21 protein-coding genes are annotated in these 20,555 nt (G+C 50.7%); 17 read left to right on the forward strand and 4 right to left on the reverse strand.

Features of this window, described 5'->3' with window-relative positions:
* Positions 1-5 precede the first annotated feature (5 nt).
* The 12 genes from ACO0LE_RS01835 (at position 6) to ACO0LE_RS01890 (ending at position 12,913) form a co-directional block, all read left to right on the forward strand.
* Positions 6-419 carry a YchJ family protein gene (locus ACO0LE_RS01835; protein ID WP_422958716.1) on the forward strand — a complete coding sequence of 138 codons (414 nt, stop codon included), beginning with the start codon at positions 6-8 and terminating at the stop codon, positions 417-419.
* Complete coding sequence (locus ACO0LE_RS01840; RefSeq protein ID WP_422958717.1) at positions 416-2,038, forward strand: carboxyl transferase domain-containing protein; 1,623 nt, start codon at positions 416-418, stop codon at positions 2,036-2,038. The genes ACO0LE_RS01835 and ACO0LE_RS01840 overlap by 4 nt, the downstream gene beginning before the upstream one ends.
* Before the next feature lie 148 nt (positions 2,039-2,186).
* A complete protein-coding gene (locus ACO0LE_RS01845; protein ID WP_422958718.1) occupies positions 2,187-3,041 on the forward strand; it encodes a dienelactone hydrolase family protein in 855 nt (284 codons plus the stop codon).
* Positions 3,042-3,043: 2 nt separating this feature from the next.
* On the forward strand, positions 3,044-3,829 hold the full coding sequence (locus tag ACO0LE_RS01850; RefSeq protein ID WP_422958719.1) for an enoyl-CoA hydratase/isomerase family protein: 786 nt from the start codon (positions 3,044-3,046) through the stop codon (positions 3,827-3,829).
* Positions 3,826-4,359, forward strand: coding sequence for a DUF1569 domain-containing protein (locus ACO0LE_RS01855; protein ID WP_422958720.1), 534 nt, complete (start codon positions 3,826-3,828; stop codon positions 4,357-4,359). Before ACO0LE_RS01850 ends, ACO0LE_RS01855 begins: the two co-directional genes overlap by 4 nt.
* A 231-nt stretch (positions 4,360-4,590) precedes the next feature.
* Complete coding sequence (bioA, locus tag ACO0LE_RS01860; RefSeq protein ID WP_422958721.1) at positions 4,591-5,943, forward strand: adenosylmethionine--8-amino-7-oxononanoate transaminase; 1,353 nt, start codon at positions 4,591-4,593, stop codon at positions 5,941-5,943.
* Positions 5,940-7,163: an 8-amino-7-oxononanoate synthase gene (gene bioF, locus ACO0LE_RS01865; protein ID WP_422958722.1), complete on the forward strand. Its 1,224-nt coding sequence runs from the start codon at positions 5,940-5,942 to the stop codon at positions 7,161-7,163. Before bioA ends, bioF begins: the two co-directional genes overlap by 4 nt.
* A 56-nt stretch (positions 7,164-7,219) precedes the next feature.
* On the forward strand, positions 7,220-7,939 hold the full coding sequence (gene bioD, locus ACO0LE_RS01870; RefSeq protein WP_422958960.1) for a dethiobiotin synthase: 720 nt from the start codon (positions 7,220-7,222) through the stop codon (positions 7,937-7,939).
* 10 nt (positions 7,940-7,949) lie between these two features.
* Positions 7,950-8,978, forward strand: coding sequence for a biotin synthase BioB (bioB, locus tag ACO0LE_RS01875; RefSeq protein ID WP_422958723.1), 1,029 nt, complete (start codon positions 7,950-7,952; stop codon positions 8,976-8,978).
* Between the two features lie 34 nt (positions 8,979-9,012).
* A complete protein-coding gene (locus ACO0LE_RS01880) occupies positions 9,013-11,010 on the forward strand; it encodes an acetyl/propionyl/methylcrotonyl-CoA carboxylase subunit alpha (RefSeq protein WP_422958724.1) in 1,998 nt (665 codons plus the stop codon).
* A gap of 57 nt (positions 11,011-11,067) precedes the next feature.
* Positions 11,068-11,997, forward strand: coding sequence for a 2-hydroxyacid dehydrogenase (locus ACO0LE_RS01885; protein ID WP_422958725.1), 930 nt, complete (start codon positions 11,068-11,070; stop codon positions 11,995-11,997).
* A gap of 4 nt (positions 11,998-12,001) precedes the next feature.
* Entirely contained in the window at positions 12,002-12,913 is a 912-nt protein-coding gene (locus ACO0LE_RS01890; protein WP_422958961.1) for a hydroxymethylglutaryl-CoA lyase, read from the forward strand.
* 62 nt (positions 12,914-12,975) lie between these two features.
* On the opposite strand, the gene ACO0LE_RS01895 is transcribed toward ACO0LE_RS01890, so the two are convergent.
* The 4 genes from ACO0LE_RS01895 to ACO0LE_RS01910 form a co-directional block, all read right to left on the reverse strand.
* On the reverse strand, positions 12,976-13,407 hold the full coding sequence (locus ACO0LE_RS01895; protein WP_422958726.1) for a hypothetical protein: 432 nt from the start codon (positions 13,405-13,407) through the stop codon (positions 12,976-12,978).
* Between the two features lie 113 nt (positions 13,408-13,520).
* Positions 13,521-13,907 carry a hypothetical protein gene (locus ACO0LE_RS01900; RefSeq protein WP_422958727.1) on the reverse strand — a complete coding sequence of 129 codons (387 nt, stop codon included), beginning with the start codon at positions 13,905-13,907 and terminating at the stop codon, positions 13,521-13,523.
* 351 nt (positions 13,908-14,258) lie between these two features.
* Entirely contained in the window at positions 14,259-14,435 is a 177-nt protein-coding gene (locus ACO0LE_RS01905) for a hypothetical protein (RefSeq protein ID WP_422958728.1), read from the reverse strand.
* Between the two features lie 126 nt (positions 14,436-14,561).
* A complete protein-coding gene (locus ACO0LE_RS01910) occupies positions 14,562-14,771 on the reverse strand; it encodes a hypothetical protein (protein WP_422958729.1) in 210 nt (69 codons plus the stop codon).
* A 220-nt stretch (positions 14,772-14,991) separates the two neighbouring features.
* Between ACO0LE_RS01910 and ACO0LE_RS01915 the strand changes: the two genes are divergently transcribed.
* The 5 genes from ACO0LE_RS01915 to ACO0LE_RS01935 all read left to right on the forward strand — a co-directional run bounded on the left by ACO0LE_RS01915 (position 14,992) and on the right by ACO0LE_RS01935 (position 20,530).
* Positions 14,992-17,235, forward strand: a complete 2,244-nt coding sequence (locus ACO0LE_RS01915) for a DNA/RNA non-specific endonuclease (RefSeq protein ID WP_422958730.1) — start codon at positions 14,992-14,994, stop codon at positions 17,233-17,235.
* A gap of 364 nt (positions 17,236-17,599) precedes the next feature.
* Positions 17,600-18,097 carry a hypothetical protein gene (locus ACO0LE_RS01920; protein WP_422958731.1) on the forward strand — a complete coding sequence of 166 codons (498 nt, stop codon included), beginning with the start codon at positions 17,600-17,602 and terminating at the stop codon, positions 18,095-18,097.
* 61 nt (positions 18,098-18,158) lie between these two features.
* Complete coding sequence (locus ACO0LE_RS01925) at positions 18,159-18,866, forward strand: SOS response-associated peptidase family protein (RefSeq protein WP_422958732.1); 708 nt, start codon at positions 18,159-18,161, stop codon at positions 18,864-18,866.
* A 166-nt stretch (positions 18,867-19,032) separates the two neighbouring features.
* The gene (gene dksA, locus ACO0LE_RS01930) at positions 19,033-19,485 is read left to right on the forward strand and encodes an RNA polymerase-binding protein DksA (RefSeq protein WP_422958733.1); all 453 of its coding nucleotides are present in this window, start codon (positions 19,033-19,035) and stop codon (positions 19,483-19,485) included.
* 211 nt (positions 19,486-19,696) lie between these two features.
* A complete protein-coding gene (locus ACO0LE_RS01935; protein WP_422958734.1) occupies positions 19,697-20,530 on the forward strand; it encodes an alpha/beta fold hydrolase in 834 nt (277 codons plus the stop codon).
* Positions 20,531-20,555 lie beyond the last annotated feature (25 nt).

Here is a 20,555-nt window from a genome sequence, read left to right on the forward strand (position 1 = left end):
TCAGTATGAAGGTCATGTGTCCCTGTGGTTCAGGAAAAGTGTTTGAACATTGTTGTGCGCCATTTTTAAACGGTACGGCGATCGCGCCAGATGCTGAGGCCTTAATGCGCTCACGTTACTCGGCTTACACTCTGAACGACGAGATTTATCTGCGTGCTACTTGGGATGTGCGTACTTGTCCTGCGGAACGGATAGTCCATGATGATCCGACGCAATGGCTGGGCCTAGAAGTCAAAAAATATGCGCTGGATACAGGTAAGACAGACAGCGCCACCGTAGAATTTGTGGCGCGTTACAAAATAGGCGGGCGAGCACATCGCCTGCATGAAGTAAGCCGTTTTTCACGAGAAGATGGCAAATGGTTATATGTGGATGGTAACTTCCCGACCAAAGACGATAAGAAGAGAAAAGACAAATGACGACCTTAGATTCCAAACTGAATAGCCGCTCTGAAGATTTCAAGGCGAATGCCGCTGCGATGCAACGCGTGGTCGATGACTTAAAAGAAAAAATTGCCAAAATCGCTCTCGGTGGGGGTGACGAGGCGCGCAAAAAACATCTGGCACGTGGCAAATTATTGCCACGTGACCGCGTACAAATGTTGCTTGATTCGGGGACGCCGTTTCTGGAATTTTCTCAGCTCGCAGCTTATGACATGTACAAGGAAAAAAACGACATCGATGCCGCACCGTCAGCGGGCGTGATTACCGGTATTGGCCGGGTGTCCGGGCAAGAGTGCGTTATTGTGTGTAATGATGCGACGGTCAAAGGTGGTACCTACTATCCGATGACGGTAAAGAAGCATTTACGTGCACAAGAAATCGCCGAGCAAAACAATTTGCCGTGTATTTATCTGGTCGATAGCGGCGGAGCAAACTTACCGAATCAGGATGATGTATTCCCGGATCGTGATCATTTCGGCCGCATCTTTTTTAATCAGGCTACCATGTCGGCCAAAGGCATTCCACAGATCGCGGTGGTCATGGGATCGTGTACTGCGGGCGGCGCGTATGTCCCGGCGATGAGCGATGAATCGATTATCGTGAAGAATCAGGGGACGATTTTTCTCGGTGGCCCACCTTTGGTCAAAGCCGCAACCGGCGAAGTCGTCAGCGCCGAAGATCTTGGTGGTGGTGATGTCCACACGCGTCTGTCGGGCGTGGTCGATCACCTGGCACAAAACGATACTCACGCTTTGTCAATGGCGCGTACCATCGTCTCAAATCTGAATCGTCAAAAGCCAGCCAGTGTTGTGTTGAAAGACGTCGAAGAACCAAAATTTCCCGCACAAGAATTATATGGCGTGATCCCGGTGGATACCCGTAAGCCATTTGATGTACGCGAAGTCATTGCGCGTGTTGTTGACGGCAGTCATTTCGATGAATTTAAGGCGCGTTATGGTACGACCTTAGTCTGCGGTTTTGCACATATCCACGGCATGCCGGTGGGTATTATCGCGAATAACGGTATTCTTTTTTCAGAGTCCGCCTTGAAGGGGGCGCACTTTATTGAGCTCTGCTGCCAGCGTAAAATCCCACTGGTATTTCTTCAAAATATCACTGGGTTCATGGTGGGACGCAAATACGAAAATGAGGGGATCGCCCGTAACGGTGCAAAGATGGTGACAGCTGTCGCCACGGCCAATGTACCAAAGTTCACTGTCATTATCGGAGGTAGTTTTGGTGCCGGTAACTATGGCATGTGCGGTCGCGCTTTCTCTCCACGCTTTATGTGGATGTGGCCAAATGCACGTATCTCCGTCATGGGTGGCGAGCAAGCCGCCAGCGTTCTGGCGACCGTTAAACGCGACGGTATCGAAGGTAAAGGCGGCAGCTGGACGGCGGATGAAGAAGCCGCTTTCAAACAACCCATCAAAGAACAATATGAGCACCAGGGACATCCGTATTACGCCTCGGCACGCTTGTGGGATGACGGCGTTATTGATCCGGCAGACACGCGGATGGTCTTGGGATTAGGTTTGTCGGCCGCATTGAATGCGCCTATTCCTGATGTCAAATTTGGCTTGTTCAGGATGTAAATTTATAGCTGCTTGCTTATTTCTGTAAATGATCTGACAGTTTGAAGAAAGCTTACCGAGAGAAGTGTGTCAGGCACTACTAATCTTTATATTTGTCAGAGTTTCGGAAAATCATGAAATCGACTGAACCTAAAAAAGAGTGGGCAGAATGATTCAAAAATATTTACTGGCGATGTGTTCGTTACTTCTCGTGTCATCGTCGCTATTTGCAAGCCAGATCAGCGAACAAACGGTACAGATTCCAATGCAGGTAAAAGGATTCTGGGGTACGAAGGAGGTGACCTTGGAGGCGACAGAATTTAAGCCTGAGGGTACAGGGCCTTTTCCGTTGCTATTGATTAATCACGGTAGCCCGCGTAATCCGGCAGACCGGGTCAACCTCAGCGGGCGCTATCCTGCGCAATCGCGCGCGATGGCCAATGAAGGCTTTGTTGTATTGAATCCTGTACGACGTGGTTATGGCAAATCTACAGGCCCCTGGGCAGAAAATTATTTCTCCTGTTCTTCCCCTGCTTATAAAGAAGCTGGCTTGGAAACAGCTAAAGATATTGAAGCGGCGATCGAGTATGCCAAAAGCAAACCATATATTGATGTATCAAGGATCGTATTAGTAGGTCAGTCGGCTGGTGGGTTTGGCGTTCTAGCACTGGCAAGTCAAAACCTCCCAGGTGTCATTGGGGTTGTCAATTTTGCTGGAGGACGTGGTTCGCAAAATGCCGATACGGTATGCAATCCCGAGCGCTTGTTTCAGACGTTTGCAGAGTTTGCTGCAACGACCAAAGTTCCCATGTTGTGGTTCTATGCACAAAATGATCACTACTTTGGTCCTGCGATTGCTAGTCGCCTACATCAGGCTTACAGAGAGAAATCAGTTGATGTGACGTTTATTACTCCAGCTCCATTCGGAGATGATGGACATGCTTTTTTTAGTAATGGAAAAAACGTCGAGGGCTGGAAAACTGATGTGATGTTATTTATCCAAAAAATTGGAGCACTTAGATAAACATGGATTATCAGTCTTTACAATTAAATAGATTAGCTGCGATAGCGACAGTGACCCTCAATCGCTCCGACGTCCGCAACGCTTTTAATGAAACAACGATTGCCGAAATCACCCAAGTGTTTCGTGAGCTTGATGCAGACACTACGATCCGTGCTGTGGTGCTCGCAGCGAGTGGCCCGGCGTTTTGCGCCGGTGCTGACCTGCACTGGATGAAGAAGATGGCCGATTACTCGCATGCGGAAAACATTGCCGATGCCGGGCAACTGGCCGAGATGTTGCGCACGATTTATACCTGTAGCAAACCAGTGGTCGCTAAAGTACAGGGTGATTGCTATGCGGGTGGTATGGGATTGGTCGCTGCATGCGATATCGTAGTCAGTGCAGATGGTGCGAACTATTGTTTAAGTGAAGTCAAGCTTGGTTTGATTCCAGCGACGATTTCTCCCTATGTTATCAAGGCGATGGGCGAGAGTGCGGCGCGGCGGTATTTCATCACGGCAGAGCGTTTCAGCGCGGCAGAAGCGCATCGCATCGGCTTCGTACATGAATTGGTCAGCGCGGAGACGCTTGACGAAAAAGTTGCAGAGATCGTTAAGTCGCTGGTGTCGAACAGCCCGAATGCTGTGAAGCAGGCAAAGCGTCTGGTGCAGGAGGTTGCCAATCGTGAACTCACCGGTGAACTGATTGCCGCAACAGTTGAAGGCATTGCCCATATACGTGCATCGGAAGAGGGGCGAGAAGGTGTTCGTTCATTCTTAGAAAAACGCAAACCAGGATGGTTGCTATGAAAAAGAGGCGTTTATTAACAGGTGCGTTCGCTCTCACTGCGGTCGCCGCATTGGGGTTAGCGACCTATCGTAAATCAACTGTCGAAATCACCTCAATTGCCGCGATGCTGAAGCAGTTAGAGGCACTGAAGTCGCCTGACTTAGTGACGAAATTAGTCGCCAAAACGGGTTGGGCACCGTACAAAGTATTCGTGCATCTGGCGCAAAGCATTCAGTATTCAATGACCGGCTATCCTGAGATGAAGCCCGAGTTGTTTCAGCATACCGCTGGCAGCGCCGCCTTCTATGCCTTCTCGGTAGCGGGAGCGATGCGTCATAATCTGACCGAACCGATTCCGGGTGCGCCAGCGATTGCCGATGCCGGCAATGTCAGCGAGGCAATTGATCTAGTGATTACGGCGTTGCAAGCGTTTCAGAGTTATAGCGGTGAACTGCATCCACACTTTGCCTATGGTGTATTGAGCAAGACAGAGTTTGCAAACGCGCATGTGATGCACATCGAGAATCATCTTAAGGAAATTCAGTTTTAACCCGTCTGGTGACATCGTTTGTTGGCGACTAGTAACTGGCAGCTGGCAGTTGCGTCGCTATGCTTAAGCGGTATTTCGTATTCTGATTTAAAGGGTTTAAAAGATTTAAAGGATTTTTTAGTAATTTTAGTAATTACGATGTGAATGCCTAGTTTTTACGCGGGTTTTAAGTCAAAAATGGCTGGAAAAGCCCGTAAAATGTGCGGGTTTCAAAAGTAGTCTGGAGTAAATTTGAATAATCAACAAGACTGGGTCGCACGTAGCCTGCAGCATGTATGGCATCCTTGTACCCAGATGCAGCATCATTCTAGCGCCAATCCTGTGCCGCTGATTCCTGTCAGCCATGGTCGCGGTGCTTGGCTCTACGACATGGAAGGCAAGCGCTATCTCGACGCGATTAGCTCGTGGTGGGTGAATTTGTTTGGTCACGCTAATCCTCGCATCAACGCAGAACTCAAGGATCAGCTCGATAAACTCGAGCATGCGATGCTCGCCGGTTTTACGCATGAGCCGGTGATTCAGTTATCAGAAAAATTAGCAGCGCTTAGTAACCACGCCTTGGGTCATTGCTTTTACGCATCTGATGGTGCGTCGGCGGTCGAGATCGCCTTAAAGATGAGTTTCCATGCCTGGCGTAATGGCGGTCAAACAGAGAAGCAAGAATTCATCTGCAGCAAAGGTAGTTATCACGGTGAGACCGTGGGTGCACTGGCGGTCACCGATGTCAGCCTGTTCCGCGAAGCCTATGGCCCGATGCTGCAACGAGCGCATGTCGTTGCCTCACCTGATGCCCGTCTGGCGCAAGCGGGAGAAACAGCTGCCGATGTCGCATTGCGTGCTGCCGCCGATCTTGAGCGTGTCTTACAAGAGCGTGAGGGCAAAATTGCCGCCGTGATTATTGAGCCGCTGGTGCAGTGTGCGACGGGTATGGCCATGCACGATCCGGTGTATCTGCGCCGTTTACGCGAATTATGCGACCAGTATCAGGTACATCTGATTGCCGATGAAATCGCTGTCGGTTGTGGCCGCACCGGTACTTTCTTTGCCTGTGAATCTGCGAGTATCTGGCCTGATTTTTTATGCCTGTCCAAAGGCATCAGCGGCGGCTATTTGCCTTTATCGCTGGTGATGACGACCGATACGGTGTATCAGACTTTTTATGATGCAGATATGCGCCGTGGTTTTTTGCATTCGCATTCGTACACCGGCAATCCATTGGCCTGCCGTGCTGCTCTGGCGACGCTGGCAATTTTTGAAGACGACCATGTACTGGAAAAAAATCGCATCAAGGCAACAGCGATTAAAGATGCTTTCTCCAGCCTGACCGACGATCCACGTGTGAGCCATATTAGACAGCAGGGCATGATCTTCGCATTTGATGCGGTGGTGGATGATGCTGCGCAGGCAGCGACTTTTTCACGCCGATTTTTTGCTGCTGCCTTAAAGCAGGAATTGTTATTACGTCCGATTGGCCGCACCGTGTATCTGATGCCTCCGTACATTCTCGACCCGCAAGAAATCGCCTTGTTAGCGTCAAAAACGACCCAGGTATTTAATGATGTCATGAATGAGGTGACGGTGTGAGTCAGCGTTTACTAAGCCAATTACGCGATGAACTGGATGTGCTGGATGCTAAATATCTAATTCGTCGTCGTCGCACGGTTGAGACCGTATCGGCCCCAGCATTGCGCGCTGATGGCCGGGACTTGTTAGCATTTTGTAGCAATGACTATTTGGGTTTGGCAGCGCATCCTGCGATTATCGCTGCTGTGCAAGAGGGGGCAAGACTGTACGGCGCAGGCAGCGGTGCGTCACACCTGATCAGCGGACATAGCCGGGCGCATGCTCTGCTGGAAGATCGTCTTGCTGAGTTTATCTCGCCCTATATGGATCATGCGCGTGCCCTGTATTTTTGCACCGGATATATGGCAAATCTTGCTGTCATCAGTGCGCTTGCCGGCAAAGATGCAGCGGTATTTTCAGAAGCACTAAATCATGCCTCACTGATAGACGGTGCACGCTTATCGCGTGCTGCGGTCAAAGTATTTCCGCATAGAGATTACCTAACGCTGGAGCAAATGCTGCGAGAGTCGACTTCGACCACCAAGGTCGTTGTCACCGATAGCGTATTCAGCATGGATGGAAATATCGCTGATTTGCCAGCCTTGCTTGCCCTGTGTGAGCGTTATGATGCCTGGCTGATTGTCGACGATGCGCATGGGTTTGGTGTGCTCGGTGAACACGGTCGTGGCGTGCTGGAACATTTTAATTTGCGCTCACCGAATCTGGTTTACATGGGCACACTAGGCAAAGCCGCAGGTGTCGGCGGAGCGTTTGTCGCCGCGCATACTACGGTGATTGAATGGCTGGTGCAAAAAGCTCGTCCTTATATTTATACCACCGCTGCACCGCCCTCTCTGGCGCATGCGCTGCTGACTAGCCTCGACATCATCAGCGGTACCGAAGGCCAGCAGCGTCGTCGTAATCTGCAACAGCTGATTGCAAGTCTCCGTCAAGGCTTGCGCTTGCCTAGCTGGGAGTTGATGCCTTCAGATACCGCGATACAACCTATCGTGATTGGTGACAATGCGGTGATGTTAAAGGTAGCGGCGGATTTGCTGGAGCAGGGGATCTGGGTCGGTGCAATTCGCCCACCTACCGTGCCGGTCGGTTCAGCACGGTTGCGTATCACCTTGTCGGCATCCCATACCGAGACGCAAGTGATGCAGTTAGTCGATGCCCTGAATAGACTGGAAGCACAAAATGGCAGCGATCTGGCGATGAATCTGATGGAGACAGCGTGAGTATAAAACTAAATGCCGAACTAAATGCCAGGGTAAATACCAGCGTAAATACCGATATAAATAAGAATGGACATTTACGTCAGCATGATTATTTTGTGACAGGCACCGATACCGAGATTGGCAAGACACTGGTCAGCAGCGCTTTGCTGCATGCGATGACGCAGCAAGGCTGGCGCAGTGCTGGCATGAAACCCATCGCAGCCGGTGCCGACTTGCGTGACGGTGTGCTGCACAACGACGATGTCGATTCGCTGCTGGCGGCATCCTCGGTGAGTGCGCCGCTGGAATTAGTTTGTCCTTATCTGATGCAGACACCTGCTGCTCCGCATATCGTGGCGCAGCGTGAGCAAGTGACGATTTCTTTGCCGCATATTCGCGCTTGTTACCAGCAATTGACGACGCAGGCAGATGCCGTTGTGGTGGAAGGCGTCGGTGGTTTCTGTGTACCGCTGACTGCGCAGCACGACACTGCCGATATGGCACAGCAACTGGGTTTGCCAGTAATTCTGGTTGTGGGCTTGCGCCTGGGCTGTATTAATCATGCCTTGCTGACGGCGCAAGCGATTGCTGCGCGTGGTTTAAGGCTGGCAGGCTGGGTTGCGAATACCGTCGATCCGGACATGCTCTACCTTGCTGATAACATAGCAGCTTTACAGATGCGATTATCCGCACCTTTATTAGGACAGATACCGAGATTAGATGCATCCGCACCTGATGCAGACGTAACGATGGCGCAGCGTGCTGCCGCGTATTTAGATTTGAATTTATTGAAGTGAAGGAAGACTCATGCAAGCCAAAGAACAAACACAACAAGCGGTTCAATTTCAAGCGCCAGTCAAGAAAATCGAGGCTGATACCTGGCCAGTAGACGATGTCCTAGCCTTGTTTGATTTACCGTTTAATGACTTGATGTTTCAGGCGCAGACCGCGCATCGCGCAAACTTCCCTAATGCCGATATCGAGCTCGCGACTTTGTTGTCGATCAAAACCGGCGGTTGCGAAGAAGATTGCGGTTACTGCCCGCAAGCAGCACGTTACGACACCGGCGTCGAAGCTAAAAAAATGCTCGACGTGCGCGAAGTCTTAGATGCCGCCAAAGCCGCACGTGAAAACGGCGCAACCCGTTTCTGTATGGGCGCAGCATGGCGTTCGCCGAAAGACCGCGACATGGAAAAAGTAGAAACCATGGTGCGCGAAGTCAAAGCCATGGGATTAGAAACCTGCGCGACTTTAGGCATGCTAAAAGAAGAACAGGCGCAGCGTCTTGCAGATGCTGGTCTCGATTACTACAACCATAATTTGGATACCGCCCCCGAGTTCTACAGCAATGTGATTTCTACCCGCGATTATCAGGATCGGCTGGATACACTTGGTCACGTGCGCAGTGCCGGACTCAAGGTTTGCTGCGGCGGCATCGTCGGTATGGGCGAATCACGCCGCCAACGCGCTGGTCTGATTGCGCAATTGGCAAACCTCAATCCGTATCCTGAATCCGTACCGGTCAATCACCTGGTGCAGGTAGAGGGTACGCCTCTGCATGGTCTCGATCCGCTCGACCCTCTGGAATTTGTCCGCACCATCGCGGTAGCCCGTATCACTATGCCAAAGGCGCGCGTGCGCTTGTCAGCCGGTCGTCGCCAGATGGGTGAGGCCGTACAGGCGATGTGCTTTTTGGCGGGTGCCAATTCGATTTTTTATGGCGATAAATTACTGACCACGCAAAATCCTGAGGCCGAAGATGACCGCGTGTTGCTTGATAAATTGGGTTTGAAAACCCGGGGCAAGGTCGAAGCCAAAGCAGGTAGTTGCAGTTAAAAAAAACAGAAAAAATCCAACAGAGGTTAGAGACATGTTCACCAAAATACTCATCGCCAACCGTGGCGAAATCGCTTGCCGTGTCGCTGCTACCGCACGCCGCATGGGCATCAAAACCGTCGCTGTATACTCTGAAGCTGACGCGAATGCGAAACATGTGGCCGTCTGCGACGAAGCAGTCCTGATCGGACCTGCTCCCGCTAAAGAGAGCTATCTGCGTGCTGACAAGATTATCGAAGTCGCCTTGGCGACGGGCGCGCAAGCGATTCATCCGGGCTACGGATTTTTGTCCGAAAATAGTGAATTTGCTGAGGCTTGCGCCAAAGTGGGTATCGCCTTTATTGGACCGCCGGCTTCGGCGATTGAGGCGATGGGGAGTAAATCTGCCGCTAAATCATTGATGGAAAAAGCCAATGTACCGCTAGTGCCCGGCTATCACGGCGACAATCAGGATCCTGACTTTTTGCAAGCTGAAGGAGACCGCATCGGCTACCCGGTCTTGCTTAAAGCCAGTGCTGGTGGCGGTGGCAAAGGCATGCGCGTGATTGAAAAATCTGCGGACTTCAAAGATGCGCTCGCCTCTTGCAAACGTGAGGCGATTAACTCCTTTGGTGACGACAAAGTCCTCGCCGAAAAATATCTGCAACGCCCTCGTCATATTGAAATTCAAGTATTCGCGGACACGCATGGCAATTGCGTTTACTTGTTTGAACGCGATTGCTCGGTACAACGACGCCATCAAAAAGTATTAGAAGAAGCACCCGCGCCAGGGATGACCGCAGAACGTCGTGCTGCCATGGGTGAGGCCGCAGTCGCTGCTGCAAAGGCGGTGGGTTATGTCGGTGCCGGTACCGTGGAGTTTATCGCCAATCAGGATGGTTCTTTCTACTTCATGGAAATGAATACCCGCTTGCAGGTTGAACATCCTGTGACCGAGATGATCACCGGTACGGATCTGGTTGAATGGCAATTGCGGGTTGCCGCTGGCGAACCACTGCCTTTGCTACAGTCTGAATTACGTATCCATGGTCATGCAATTGAAGCCCGTGTCTATGCGGAGAATCCGGAAAAAGGCTTCCTGCCATCGATAGGTACTTTGCGTCACGCACGCACGCCAGCCGCAGTACATTTTGAACTCGGCGGCAGCGCGGATCCGGCGGCATTCCGTATTGACAGCGGTGTACGCGAAGGCGATACGATTTCTCCTTTTTACGATCCGATGATCGCCAAGATGATCGTCTGGGGCAAAGACAGAACAGAAGCGCTGGCCCGTATGGCACAGGCTTTATCGCAATACCAGATCGTCGGCTTGTCATCGAACATTGCCTTTTTATCGCGCCTGATTGGCAGCAAAGTCTTCTCTGGCGCGGATCTCGACACAGGCTTGATCGAGCGTAATCAGGACGAATTATTTCCGGCACCATTCGCTACGTCGCTGACGACACTGGCGCTGGCAAGCGTGTCACTGGTGTTATCTGAAAAGTCCCAAGGTAGTGACCCATGGCAAAGCAGCCAGGGTTGGCGCATGAATAGTCAATTGCAACGCGCTCTGCAATTTACTGAAGAACACCAGACGCATGATGTCCTGCTGACTTATTTGGCGGACGGCTGGCAGGTACAGAAGGGAAGCGCAGTAGCTCAGGTCAAACTTGGTTCTGCGACCGAGAATGATCTGGTCTTGAGAATCGCCGACCAAACGGTCACGGGTACGGTGGTGCGCGATGGTGAGCATTTCCATGTCTTTAGCTGTGGCGTGCATACCGACCTGCATTACCACGACGCCCTCGCCCACGCGGGCGAAGCCGAAGCCGAAGGTGGCCGCCTCACGGCACCGATGCCAGGCAAAATTGTTGCTGTGTTGGTCAGCGCAGCGCAAGAAGTCAAAAAGGGCGACGCCTTATTGATCATGGAAGCCATGAAGATGGAACACACCATCGCCGCACCGCATGACGGCGTAGTGGATGAGGTGCTGTACGCGATCGGCGATCAGGTTGCAGAGGGCGCACCTTTGCTGAGTTTCAAGCAGGACTAAGCTGATTTTCAGAACCCTCTCCCGCTTTTGGGAGGGGAAATATTACGGCTATCGAATATGAAAATTATTTTCCACGCCACCGGCGGCAATCCTGATCATTGGTTGCACAGCCTTAATCTCGCACTCCCGCAACACGACATCCGCGTCTGGCATGAGGGCGATACTGCGCCTGCTGATTACGCCATTGTGTGGAAACCGCCTGCCGCGATGCTGGCAGGCCGCAGCGATTTAAAAGGGATTTTTAATCTCGGCGCCGGAGTGGATGCGATTTTGCAGTTGGGTGATGCCTTGCCAGCCGGTGTGCCGGTGATTCGTCTCGATGATGCCGGTATGGGCATACAGATGGCAGAGTATGTCAGCCACGCGTTGTTGCGGTATTTCCGGCGTTTTGATCGCTACGATCAGCAGCGCGACGCGCAGCACTGGCGCTTTTTGAAGCCGTTTGAAAAAAGCGATTTCAGTGTCGGTGTATTAGGACTCGGTGTACTGGGGCAGCGCATCGTCGATGCGATCGGCCATTTTGGTTTTCCGCTCCATGGCTGGAGCCGCACGCAGAAACATATTCTCGGCGTTACTTGCTATGCCGGGACTGACGGTCTGGATGCATTTTTACAAGCATCGCGCGTACTCGTTTGCATCCTGCCCTTGACCGAGGACACACAAGGCATTTTGCATCGCGAGAACCTGCAAAAATTACCTAAGGGCGCTTACCTGATCAATGTTGCACGCGGTGCGCATGTGGTCGAAGAGGACTTGCTGGCACTGGTACGAGAGGAGCACATCGCAGGTGCGACCCTCGATGTATTCCAGCAAGAGCCGCTGCCCGCCGGACATGCGTTCTGGTCCGAGCCACGCATCAGTATTACCCCGCATATCGCCGCACTCACCCTGCGTGACGAAAGCGCAAGACAGATCGCCGACAAGATTCAGGCACTGCAACAAGGTCATGCGATCAGCGGTATCGTTGACGCATCGAGAGGATATTAATATGATGACCAGCTTACCCAAACAAGTCAAAATCGTTGAAGTCGGTCCACGTGATGGCCTGCAGAACGAAAAAGAAAGCATTCCTGCCGACGTCAAAATCGCGTTGGTCAATCGGCTCACCGATGCCGGTTTCAGCAATATCGAAGCCGCCTCATTTGTTTCTCCCAAATGGGTACCACAGATGGCAACCTCGGCCGAAGTCATGGCAGGCATTCAGCGCAAGCCCAGCGTGATCTACTCGGTACTCACGCCAAACATGAAAGGCTTCGAAGCAGCACTCGCCGCCGGTGCTGACGAAGTAGTGATCTTTAGCTCGGCCTCTGAAGCCTTCACACAAAAGAACATCAATTGCTCGATCGCCGAATCGATAGAACGTTTCCGCGACGTCGCACTAGCTGCCAAACAAAACAAGATCCGCCTGCGCGGTTCGATCAGCTGCTCTTTCGGTTGCCCGTATCAGGGCGAGGTCGCCCCCGCCAGTGTCGCCGATGTGGTCAAGCGCTTGCGCGATCTGGGATGCGATGAAATCGACATCGCTGACACCATCGGCGTCGGCACTGCTCGGCAGGTACAGCACGTGATGCAACTGGTGGCACAGGACTTTCCGCTAACTAGTTTGTCGGGACATTTTCACGATACCTATGGTCAGGCGCTGGCGAATATTTATGCGAGTCTGGAAGTCGGGATTTCAATTTTCCATTCGTCCGTTGCAGGTCTGGGTGGCTGTCCGTATGCGAAGGGGGCGACGGGGAATGTGGCGACGGAAGATGTGCTGTTTATGATGCAGGGCTTGGGAATTGCTACGGGGATTGATTTAAATGCGGTGGTAGATGCCGGGCAGTTTATCTCCGGGCATTTGGGTAGGAAGGCGGTTAGTCGGGCTGGGAATGCTATTGCGGCGAAGAGGGTTGGATGAGGGTTCGTTGCGACAGAGCTCAACAATCCCTTTAAGTAATCCCCATGAATGACGTGTTATGGCTAATTATTTGCTGGAGATCCTGATGACCAAAGGCCGAAAATGAATGATGGATCCTTGTCTTTCGGCATTATTTGAAGGTCTTTGCGCATTTCATAGAACAATTTTGACATAAGCTGGTCATGACGCTCGTCGCTCCTGCTCGAATTGCTGATTTTTATTTCTTGCTGAAAATCTTGTAGCGCTTTCACGACTGTTTGAGGTGCAACAAGGTTGAGTTTATTGCAAGCTCTAGCGAATGTACGTTGGCTTTCAGGAGTTCCCTCTCCGGATACTATGCCACTTAGGCTTGCGACAAAATCCTTGTAGTGCTCGAGTTTTTCTTTTCGAAGTTCTGCTTCTCGTTCCCGTTTCTTTGTAAACCAGTATGTAGCTACGGTAAGAACGATTGTTCCGGAAGCTGCGATAAGTGCAGTTACGATTTCCGCTGCCATATGTAGATGAGTCCTAATTAGATATATCCGCCATCCTTAGAGGAAGTGGACGCAAGATTGCCATATAACACTTTAAGAAAAAAGCTCTTAAAATTCTCGTACCGCTTGGTTTTCTAATGATGCGCTGCATTTTTCATCAGTGTTTTAATTTTCATTAAAAATATTACTGCAATTGATTTGTATCTTATCAAGGTTTTAGTGTGTCTGATAAGTAATTTGATATCAGCGTTGTAGCTGATGTAGGGCACGCCGTGCGCACCATTTTTTCGTTGAATTACTGATGTCGTCTGCCTGGATTGCCGGCCGGTGGTAGACCGGCGGCTACTTACTTTTCTTGCTTCGCCAAGAAAAGTAAGCAAAAGAAGGCGACCGCACAGTCGCTGCCCTTCGGGTTCCCGTTTGAGCAGGTCAAAAAATGGGAAGTGTCCGAAACTCGCCTGCGGCTCAGACAACGGACACTTCTTTTTCCATTTTCTGACCTGCTCAAACGGCAGCGCCACAGCGGGTTACAAATCTACTGCAACTGCAACTGCAACTGCAACTGCAACTGCAACTGCAACTGCAACTGCAACTGCAACTGCAACTGCAACTGCAACTGCAACTGCAACTGCAACTTCAAAAGCAAATCAACGGCAATAGCGTTGCGTGCCGTTTGGGTTAGATTTCGTTGATGGAGAAATGCTGGCAGCCAATATCTGCCTTACTCCTAAGCTTCGGAGTTCGGCGAGTCATTTTGTCGGTTACTGCCTGCTTGGTTTGTGCTATCCCATGCCAGAGCAGACATATCGTGCAAGGCTACGCTGACGGGTGAGTAATTGGTCAGTGAGCTTAACGGCGTCTTTGATGAGGCTTTATTTGTTCATGCAAGTCGCTGCTGCCTTTGGCGTGCGCTCTGTGAGTATCAGCGACATGATTGCCAGCGCAGGGAGCAGCACGGTGGAGAGCAGACTCGGTGCGCCGACGATTGCGGAGGCGATGATGGCACCTGCCCACAGCACGGAATTGATGATCAGTGATTGACGATTCATGGTGACTCCTTCGGTTTTGACGTGCGTTAAATAAAGCGGTCTGTTGATCTAAAAAGATATCTCTAAAGATTCATCCGGGACTTCTAAAAAACCTTTAATCGATTGTCGATGTAAGCCTTACTTTTGCTACTCCTGCTTTTGCTCTGTGCCTCTGTGGTGAGAGGTCTTGATTTCTATATCAGTACCGTCGATGCGATTTTTCAATGTGGTGATTTTTAGAAATTCCATCACTGACTCCGCAATACCCATGCGGCTCTCAGGCTGATATTGGCTGCAAGTCCACATAAACACTAGGGTTTCAATTGTGGGGATATAACTTGTGTGTTTTGACTGCATCAGTATTGTCTTTATGAACGTCAGATGCAAACAAAGTTCATTCCTACTATTTCTCTACAGCACAAAACCACCAAGTTTCGTACAAATTCATTGATATTTGCCATGGAACTGTCACATCCGTGGTCTAGAATATTTTTAGAACCAAAGGAATGGCACCAATGTTGTGACAGTAAATCTATAGCGTTAAAGAGTGGCCAACTAGCTTGATTGGAGACTGGCGATGGGTGATATTGATAATGCTTTAGCGCAAGCAGTTCGTTCGGCAAATGCAGCGGCGTTAAGCCGGTGGCGAGAGCGGACGGTGGTGCGGGAGGCGGGTCTTGCCAGAATTTCCCAGAGCGGCATCGGTGCGGCGGACCCGGCTGATCAGGTGCGTGCCCATACTTTGCGTGAATCGGCCCGGGTTAATTTGCGTTTTCAAGAGCGGATTATCGGGCCGACGATGGACTTTACGATGGTGGCGCCGGGCGATCTGGCGCTGAAGGCGGCGGCTCCTGTGGCGCGGATTGTCAGATTGCCGGGTAATGGCTACAGCCCCAGCGCGATTGCGACCGGCTTTATGGTGGCACCGGGTTTGCTGATGACGAACCACCATGTTTTTCCCCGTAAGGAGGAGGCTTTTCAGGCAGCGGCTAATTTTGGTTATATCCAGGATGAGCGTGGTATTGCTGCCGGAACTTATTTCACGATTGACGTCGAGCGTTTTTATTTTGCGGATCCTGTGCTGGATTTTGCGCTGGTCGGCGTGTCCGACAGCGGCACCAATGGCGAGCCTCTCGCTGATGTCGGTGTGTGCCGCCTGATTGTTGCTACTGGTAAGACCCTGACCGGTATGCCTGTCAATATTATCCAGCATCCTGATGGCGGGCCGCGTACGTTTGCCGTAACCAATAATCGTCTGGTGGATATTCTGCCCGAAGGTTTTCTTCATTACGAAACGGATACCTTGCCCGGCTCGTCCGGATCCCCTTTATTCAACGCTAATTGGGAGTTACTGGGCGTCCATCACGCGGGTATTCCGAAGATCGTCAATGATCAGGTAATTACCCGTAGCGGTCAGCCTTTTAATGAGGATGCCGATAGCGAGAATGATGTCATCTGGGTTGCCAACGAAGGTGCGCGCATCAGTGCGGTGATCAAGCGGCTCGGGGCTTTGTATGCGAGCGCATCTGCCAACTCATTGACGATTGCGTCCGCAGTGTCATCCGGACTCTCTTCCGCGCAGCGACGGATGCTGGAGCGATTACTGACTAGCACCACAGACCCTCTCGTCGCCTACACCGCGAGTTCTCAAGCTGTTTCCTCCTCTGAAAGAAGCGCCATGGCAAACAATCTATTTTCATTCAACGGTCCGGTGACGATACATGTGTATGCAGCAGGAAATCCGGCGAATAATATCAATGATGGCAGTGCCGGAGCCGATACCGACAACGCCAGCAATGTCAGCAGCAACATCAACAATAGGGCATTCACCTTGGGTGCCGTCGCGACCGAGGCCAGACAAACTTTCGATCTGGATTATGCATCGCGTACTGGTTACGATGATCACTTTCTCGGTGTTGCCTTGCCGCTACCCGTCATTGCGGCATCACGCCTGAGCGAGCTCTATTGCGTTAAGGATTATCAGAGCTATGCCGATACGGACCGTGCCGTGCCTGATGTGGATGTGTCGGGTCTGACGGCGGATGATCCGCTGATCCTGCATTACCACCATTATTCGCTGGCGTTCAATCAGGTATTTCGTATGTGTATGTGGACAGCGTCGAATGTCGATTACTCCGATGCAGCACGGCAGGACAAGCGCAAGCGTCAGGATCTGGGTGGTGAGGATTGGGCGGTGGATCCGCGTGTTCCTCCTGCGCTGCAACTGAAGGATAAAGACATCTACGGACCCGGCAAGCGTATAGATCGCGGCCATATTGTGCGCAGAGAAGATAACTGCTGGGGTGCCGAAGGTGAAGAGACTGCGTTCGCCAATGCCGACAGCTATCACTGGACTAATTGCACACCGCAGCATGAGGCGTTTAATCAGGAGAACCCGAAAGACAACTTCACTAAACAAGCAATGTACGCTGGTGTGAAAGGTATCTGGGGTGAGTTTGAATCCGTTGTGCAAAAACAGGTGGCAGCCGGTGGCGGTCAGGCGGTCTTGTTTGCCGGGCCGGTGCTGACTGATGACAGTATCAAGTCCGTCAAGGTTGGCGGTGTGGCGATCGACGTACCAACATTGTTCTGGAAAGTGGTTGTCGTCCCGGCCTCACCCGCTCGCCGTCCCAAGTTACTCGCCTATGGTTATGTATTGTCGCAGGCCGACGTAGTGAAAAAATATGGTTTGCAAATTCAGGAGGAATTAGCGGTGCCGCCTAAGTTTGAACGCATGCAGAAGTCGATTGCGGAGATCGGCGAAATGATCGGGATTGTTTTTCCTGACGAGGTGATTAAGGCAGATCAGTTTGGTATATAAAGTAGTACAGCAGACTAAAGGCGCTTTGTATTAGGGTGGTCTGTATTGATCAATAATGGATATTCAAATCACTCGAACGTTTTTTAGAACTATTTTTATTGGGACATGGTTTGGTAGTGCAAGGCTAAAAACTACAGATAACATATATATGTTTGCATCTAATTTTTTTGTAACCTCCATATATCAGTATTATTCAATACAACAGTACTTCCGGAGGCGATTTCTTTTTTAGTCTTTTATATGCTTTCACTTCCATCAAACAATTTCCCATAAAATAGCAGCCGATATTGCAATGTATCGATGCACTGTATTCGCAGATAACCTGGCTCTATATGAGCATGTGTTTCACATTGAACGGAAAATCATGAAGACTTTCGCTTTTGGCAGTGTATTTCTCGCAGCACTCCTCTCATGTTCAGCCGCATGGGCTGATGATAGAGCAGCATGCGATATTGGTAAGGGCACTTTTATCACGGGTCAGGTAGCGTCCGGGCCAAAATTTAAGAGCGGCAAATTTCTAAAAGGCGTGGAGCTTTCTCATACCCATCTCAAGGTTAAAGTGGATGGGTCGGGTGACCTCTATGATGTCGCTATTGATAATGTGTTTGCGGCTGGTTACATCAAAAATAGCAAAGCAATACCCGCATCGCTTAGTCAAATCAAGGTCGGCGACAAGCTGGAACTATGCGGACAAGAATATACCGACGGCACCAAGGGCATTCATTGGGTTCATACGGATTGTAATCAAAAACCTAGTCCAAGCAAACCAAATGGTTTTATCAAGATCGTTGGAAGTAACGGTGCTGTCGGCGACAATCTGGAAAGTCTTGAAACGTATTGTGGACTTTGGAAAAAAAGGTGATCTGTAAATTTGCTTCTACAGCAATTGACCGTTTCAACCAGAATTTTGTACTGAGGATTCTATGTGTGTTAACTACGTCCTAGTAACTAGGCCAGTATTAACTAAGGAATTCGATACTGTCTATGATCAGTCCGCTGAGTGGAGTGAGGAACTTTTTCGTGATTATCTGGCACCGATCATCATCAGAGGCAAAGACGGCAACCGTCAGGGTATCGTAGGGAATTACGGGATGGTCCCAAAGCGATTTATGCCTCCTGGTCTTAATCTATCTACGATGAATGCCCGTTCCGACACGGTAGGTTCATTACGGACATACAGACAATACTGGAAAACCTGTCAGTTCTGCTTGGTACCGATGCGTGCTTTTTTTGAACCGAATTATGAAGCGGGCGAACACGTACGTTGGAAGATAGGCATGATGGACGATTCCCCATTTGCAGTCGCTGGTATTTATCGCGAATGGGACGAGGCTGACTGTTCTGTTGCTTATGCGTTTACCCAACTCACAATTAATGCAGACGAGCATTCCCTGATGAAGCGATTTCATAAAAATGGTGAGGAGAAACGGCAGTTGGTCATCATACCAAGAAGTGAATATGACGACTGGTTAGGCTGTACCGACACAGAAGTCGCCCGATCTTATCTGCAAGGATTTAATCCTGAGCTAATGATCGCGGCGCCAGCACCCGTCGCTAAAAAGGTTCGAAAGCCAAAGGCGTTGCCGGATAATCGGCCTGCGGCTGGTTCGAATTTGGATTTGTTTTACTAGTACAATTTTTGCCGTGCTTGTTAAGCAATTAGACAGGTGTGTTTTGTGTTTGCTTAGTTTGTTTATTCTCCCCGGATCGGTGAAGATAAAACGATATTTATGTTCGTTAGCGCACAGTCGCAGAATCTTCACTGGCCCATATTGGGATTCTCAAAAGGGAGCTATCATGCGCAATCACTCAAATCTACTATTTGGCACAGCCCACGGCATGGGGACAGTTCCGAGCGAGGCACAAATCCGTTCTATGGATGATGATTCCTATATGAATAGTGATCAACTCGCCTTCTTTACCCAAAAACTAAGGGAAATGGAAGTTGAGCTACAGCACAATATCAACGAAACTGCTGAGCACTTGCGAGAGACTGTGCTTGTGCCAGATCCGGCAGATCGCGCGACCATCGAAGAAGAACATACACTCGAGCTTAGAGCTCGTGACCGTGAACGCAAACTTCTTAAAAAAATTCAAACCTCGTTGGTGAGCATCGGGCAGGGTGACTATGGCTGGTGTACCGAAACAGGCGATCCAATAGGAATACCGAGACTGCTAGCCCGCCCTACCGCCACGCTTTCAATGGATGCGCAACTCCGCCTGGAAGCCAGGCGCAAAATGTACGGCTAAATGTGCCGGACGAAAAGTGGGGTTTTGATATAGGCCAGTTACGGCAACCCAACTTATCTGCAAAAGAATCCTAATGTACATAAACGCGCTGTTTGTCATGTTCATTTCATAATGCAATGGGATCATATTCGCTACTCCAGCCTGCGATGACTGCCAGCCAAGTATTTTTATACGATATTCTTGTTTCGCCTTTGTTCTAAGGAGTTATGACATGCCAATACTGAAAATCGAGAACGCTCAGCAAGCTCCAATTGAGTTGTATTACGAAGACCACGGCAGCGGTTTGCCTGTTGTCCTGATCCACGGCTGGCCACTGAGCGGACGCTCGTGGGAGGCGCAAGTCCCGGCCCTGATAGAAGCTGGTTACCGGGTGATTACTTACGACAGGCGCGGTTTTGGCTGGTCTTCACAGCCATGGTCTGGCTATGACTACTACCATTTTGCTGCCGACTTGCATCAACTGATGACCCACCTTGATCTGAAAAAAGCAACCCTGGTCGGATTCTCCATGGGCGGCGGCGAAGTCGCCCGCTACATCGGAAAGTACGGTACGGAACGCGTCGCCAAGGCCGTATTTGCTGGCGCCGTCCCGCCATATCTCTATAAGTCCGACGATAATCCTGAAGGCGGCTTGGACGATGCAACCATCCAGCAGTTTCAGGGAGCCATCACCAAGGACCGCATCGACTTTCTGGATGCCTTCACCACGAATTTTTTCAGCGCAGGCGGCAAGTTGCTGGTCAGCGAAGCGCAACGCGTATATGCACGCGAAATCGCCTCATTTGCATCGCCACAAGGCACGCTGGATTGCATAGGCGCATTCTCCTACACCGACTTCCGCAACGACCTGACTAAGTGCACTGTCCCTACCCTGATCATCCACGGCGACGCCGACGCCATCGTACCGCTGGAAGTCAGCGGCGTTCGGACTCATAAGGCGATTAAAGGCAGTCAGCTATGCGTCATCAAGGGCGGCCCGCACGGATTTAATCTTTCTCATGCGGCGGAATTCAATCAGAGGTTGATTGAGTTTTTGGGGGCGTAAACCGGGAGGCGGGGCGCTTGATATG

Origin of the sequence: Undibacterium sp. Xuan67W, assembly GCF_049340165.1 — a bacterium.
Classification (GTDB): Bacteria; Pseudomonadota; Gammaproteobacteria; order Burkholderiales; family Burkholderiaceae_D; genus Undibacterium.

Excerpts from the sequence above, each read along its gene's own strand:
- ACO0LE_RS01835 (WP_422958716.1), top strand. The coding sequence starts at position 6 with ATGAAGGTCATGTGTCCCTGTGGTTCAGGAAAAGTGTTTGAACATTGT.
- ACO0LE_RS01840 (WP_422958717.1), top strand. The coding sequence starts at position 416 with ATGACGACCTTAGATTCCAAACTGAATAGCCGCTCTGAAGATTTCAAG.
- ACO0LE_RS01845 (WP_422958718.1), top strand. The coding sequence starts at position 2,187 with ATGATTCAAAAATATTTACTGGCGATGTGTTCGTTACTTCTCGTGTCA.
- ACO0LE_RS01850 (WP_422958719.1), top strand. The coding sequence starts at position 3,044 with ATGGATTATCAGTCTTTACAATTAAATAGATTAGCTGCGATAGCGACA.
- ACO0LE_RS01855 (WP_422958720.1), top strand. The coding sequence starts at position 3,826 with ATGAAAAAGAGGCGTTTATTAACAGGTGCGTTCGCTCTCACTGCGGTC.
- bioB (WP_422958723.1), top strand. The coding sequence starts at position 7,950 with ATGCAAGCCAAAGAACAAACACAACAAGCGGTTCAATTTCAAGCGCCA.
- ACO0LE_RS01880 (WP_422958724.1), top strand. The coding sequence starts at position 9,013 with ATGTTCACCAAAATACTCATCGCCAACCGTGGCGAAATCGCTTGCCGT.
- ACO0LE_RS01885 (WP_422958725.1), top strand. The coding sequence starts at position 11,068 with ATGAAAATTATTTTCCACGCCACCGGCGGCAATCCTGATCATTGGTTG.
- ACO0LE_RS01890 (WP_422958961.1), top strand. The coding sequence starts at position 12,002 with ATGACCAGCTTACCCAAACAAGTCAAAATCGTTGAAGTCGGTCCACGT.
- ACO0LE_RS01895 (WP_422958726.1), bottom strand. The coding sequence starts at position 13,407 with ATGGCAGCGGAAATCGTAACTGCACTTATCGCAGCTTCCGGAACAATC.
- ACO0LE_RS01905 (WP_422958728.1), bottom strand. The coding sequence starts at position 14,435 with ATGAATCGTCAATCACTGATCATCAATTCCGTGCTGTGGGCAGGTGCC.
- ACO0LE_RS01910 (WP_422958729.1), bottom strand. The coding sequence starts at position 14,771 with ATGCAGTCAAAACACACAAGTTATATCCCCACAATTGAAACCCTAGTG.
- ACO0LE_RS01915 (WP_422958730.1), top strand. The coding sequence starts at position 14,992 with ATGGGTGATATTGATAATGCTTTAGCGCAAGCAGTTCGTTCGGCAAAT.
- ACO0LE_RS01920 (WP_422958731.1), top strand. The coding sequence starts at position 17,600 with ATGAAGACTTTCGCTTTTGGCAGTGTATTTCTCGCAGCACTCCTCTCA.
- ACO0LE_RS01925 (WP_422958732.1), top strand. The coding sequence starts at position 18,159 with ATGTGTGTTAACTACGTCCTAGTAACTAGGCCAGTATTAACTAAGGAA.
- dksA (WP_422958733.1), top strand. The coding sequence starts at position 19,033 with ATGCGCAATCACTCAAATCTACTATTTGGCACAGCCCACGGCATGGGG.
- ACO0LE_RS01935 (WP_422958734.1), top strand. The coding sequence starts at position 19,697 with ATGCCAATACTGAAAATCGAGAACGCTCAGCAAGCTCCAATTGAGTTG.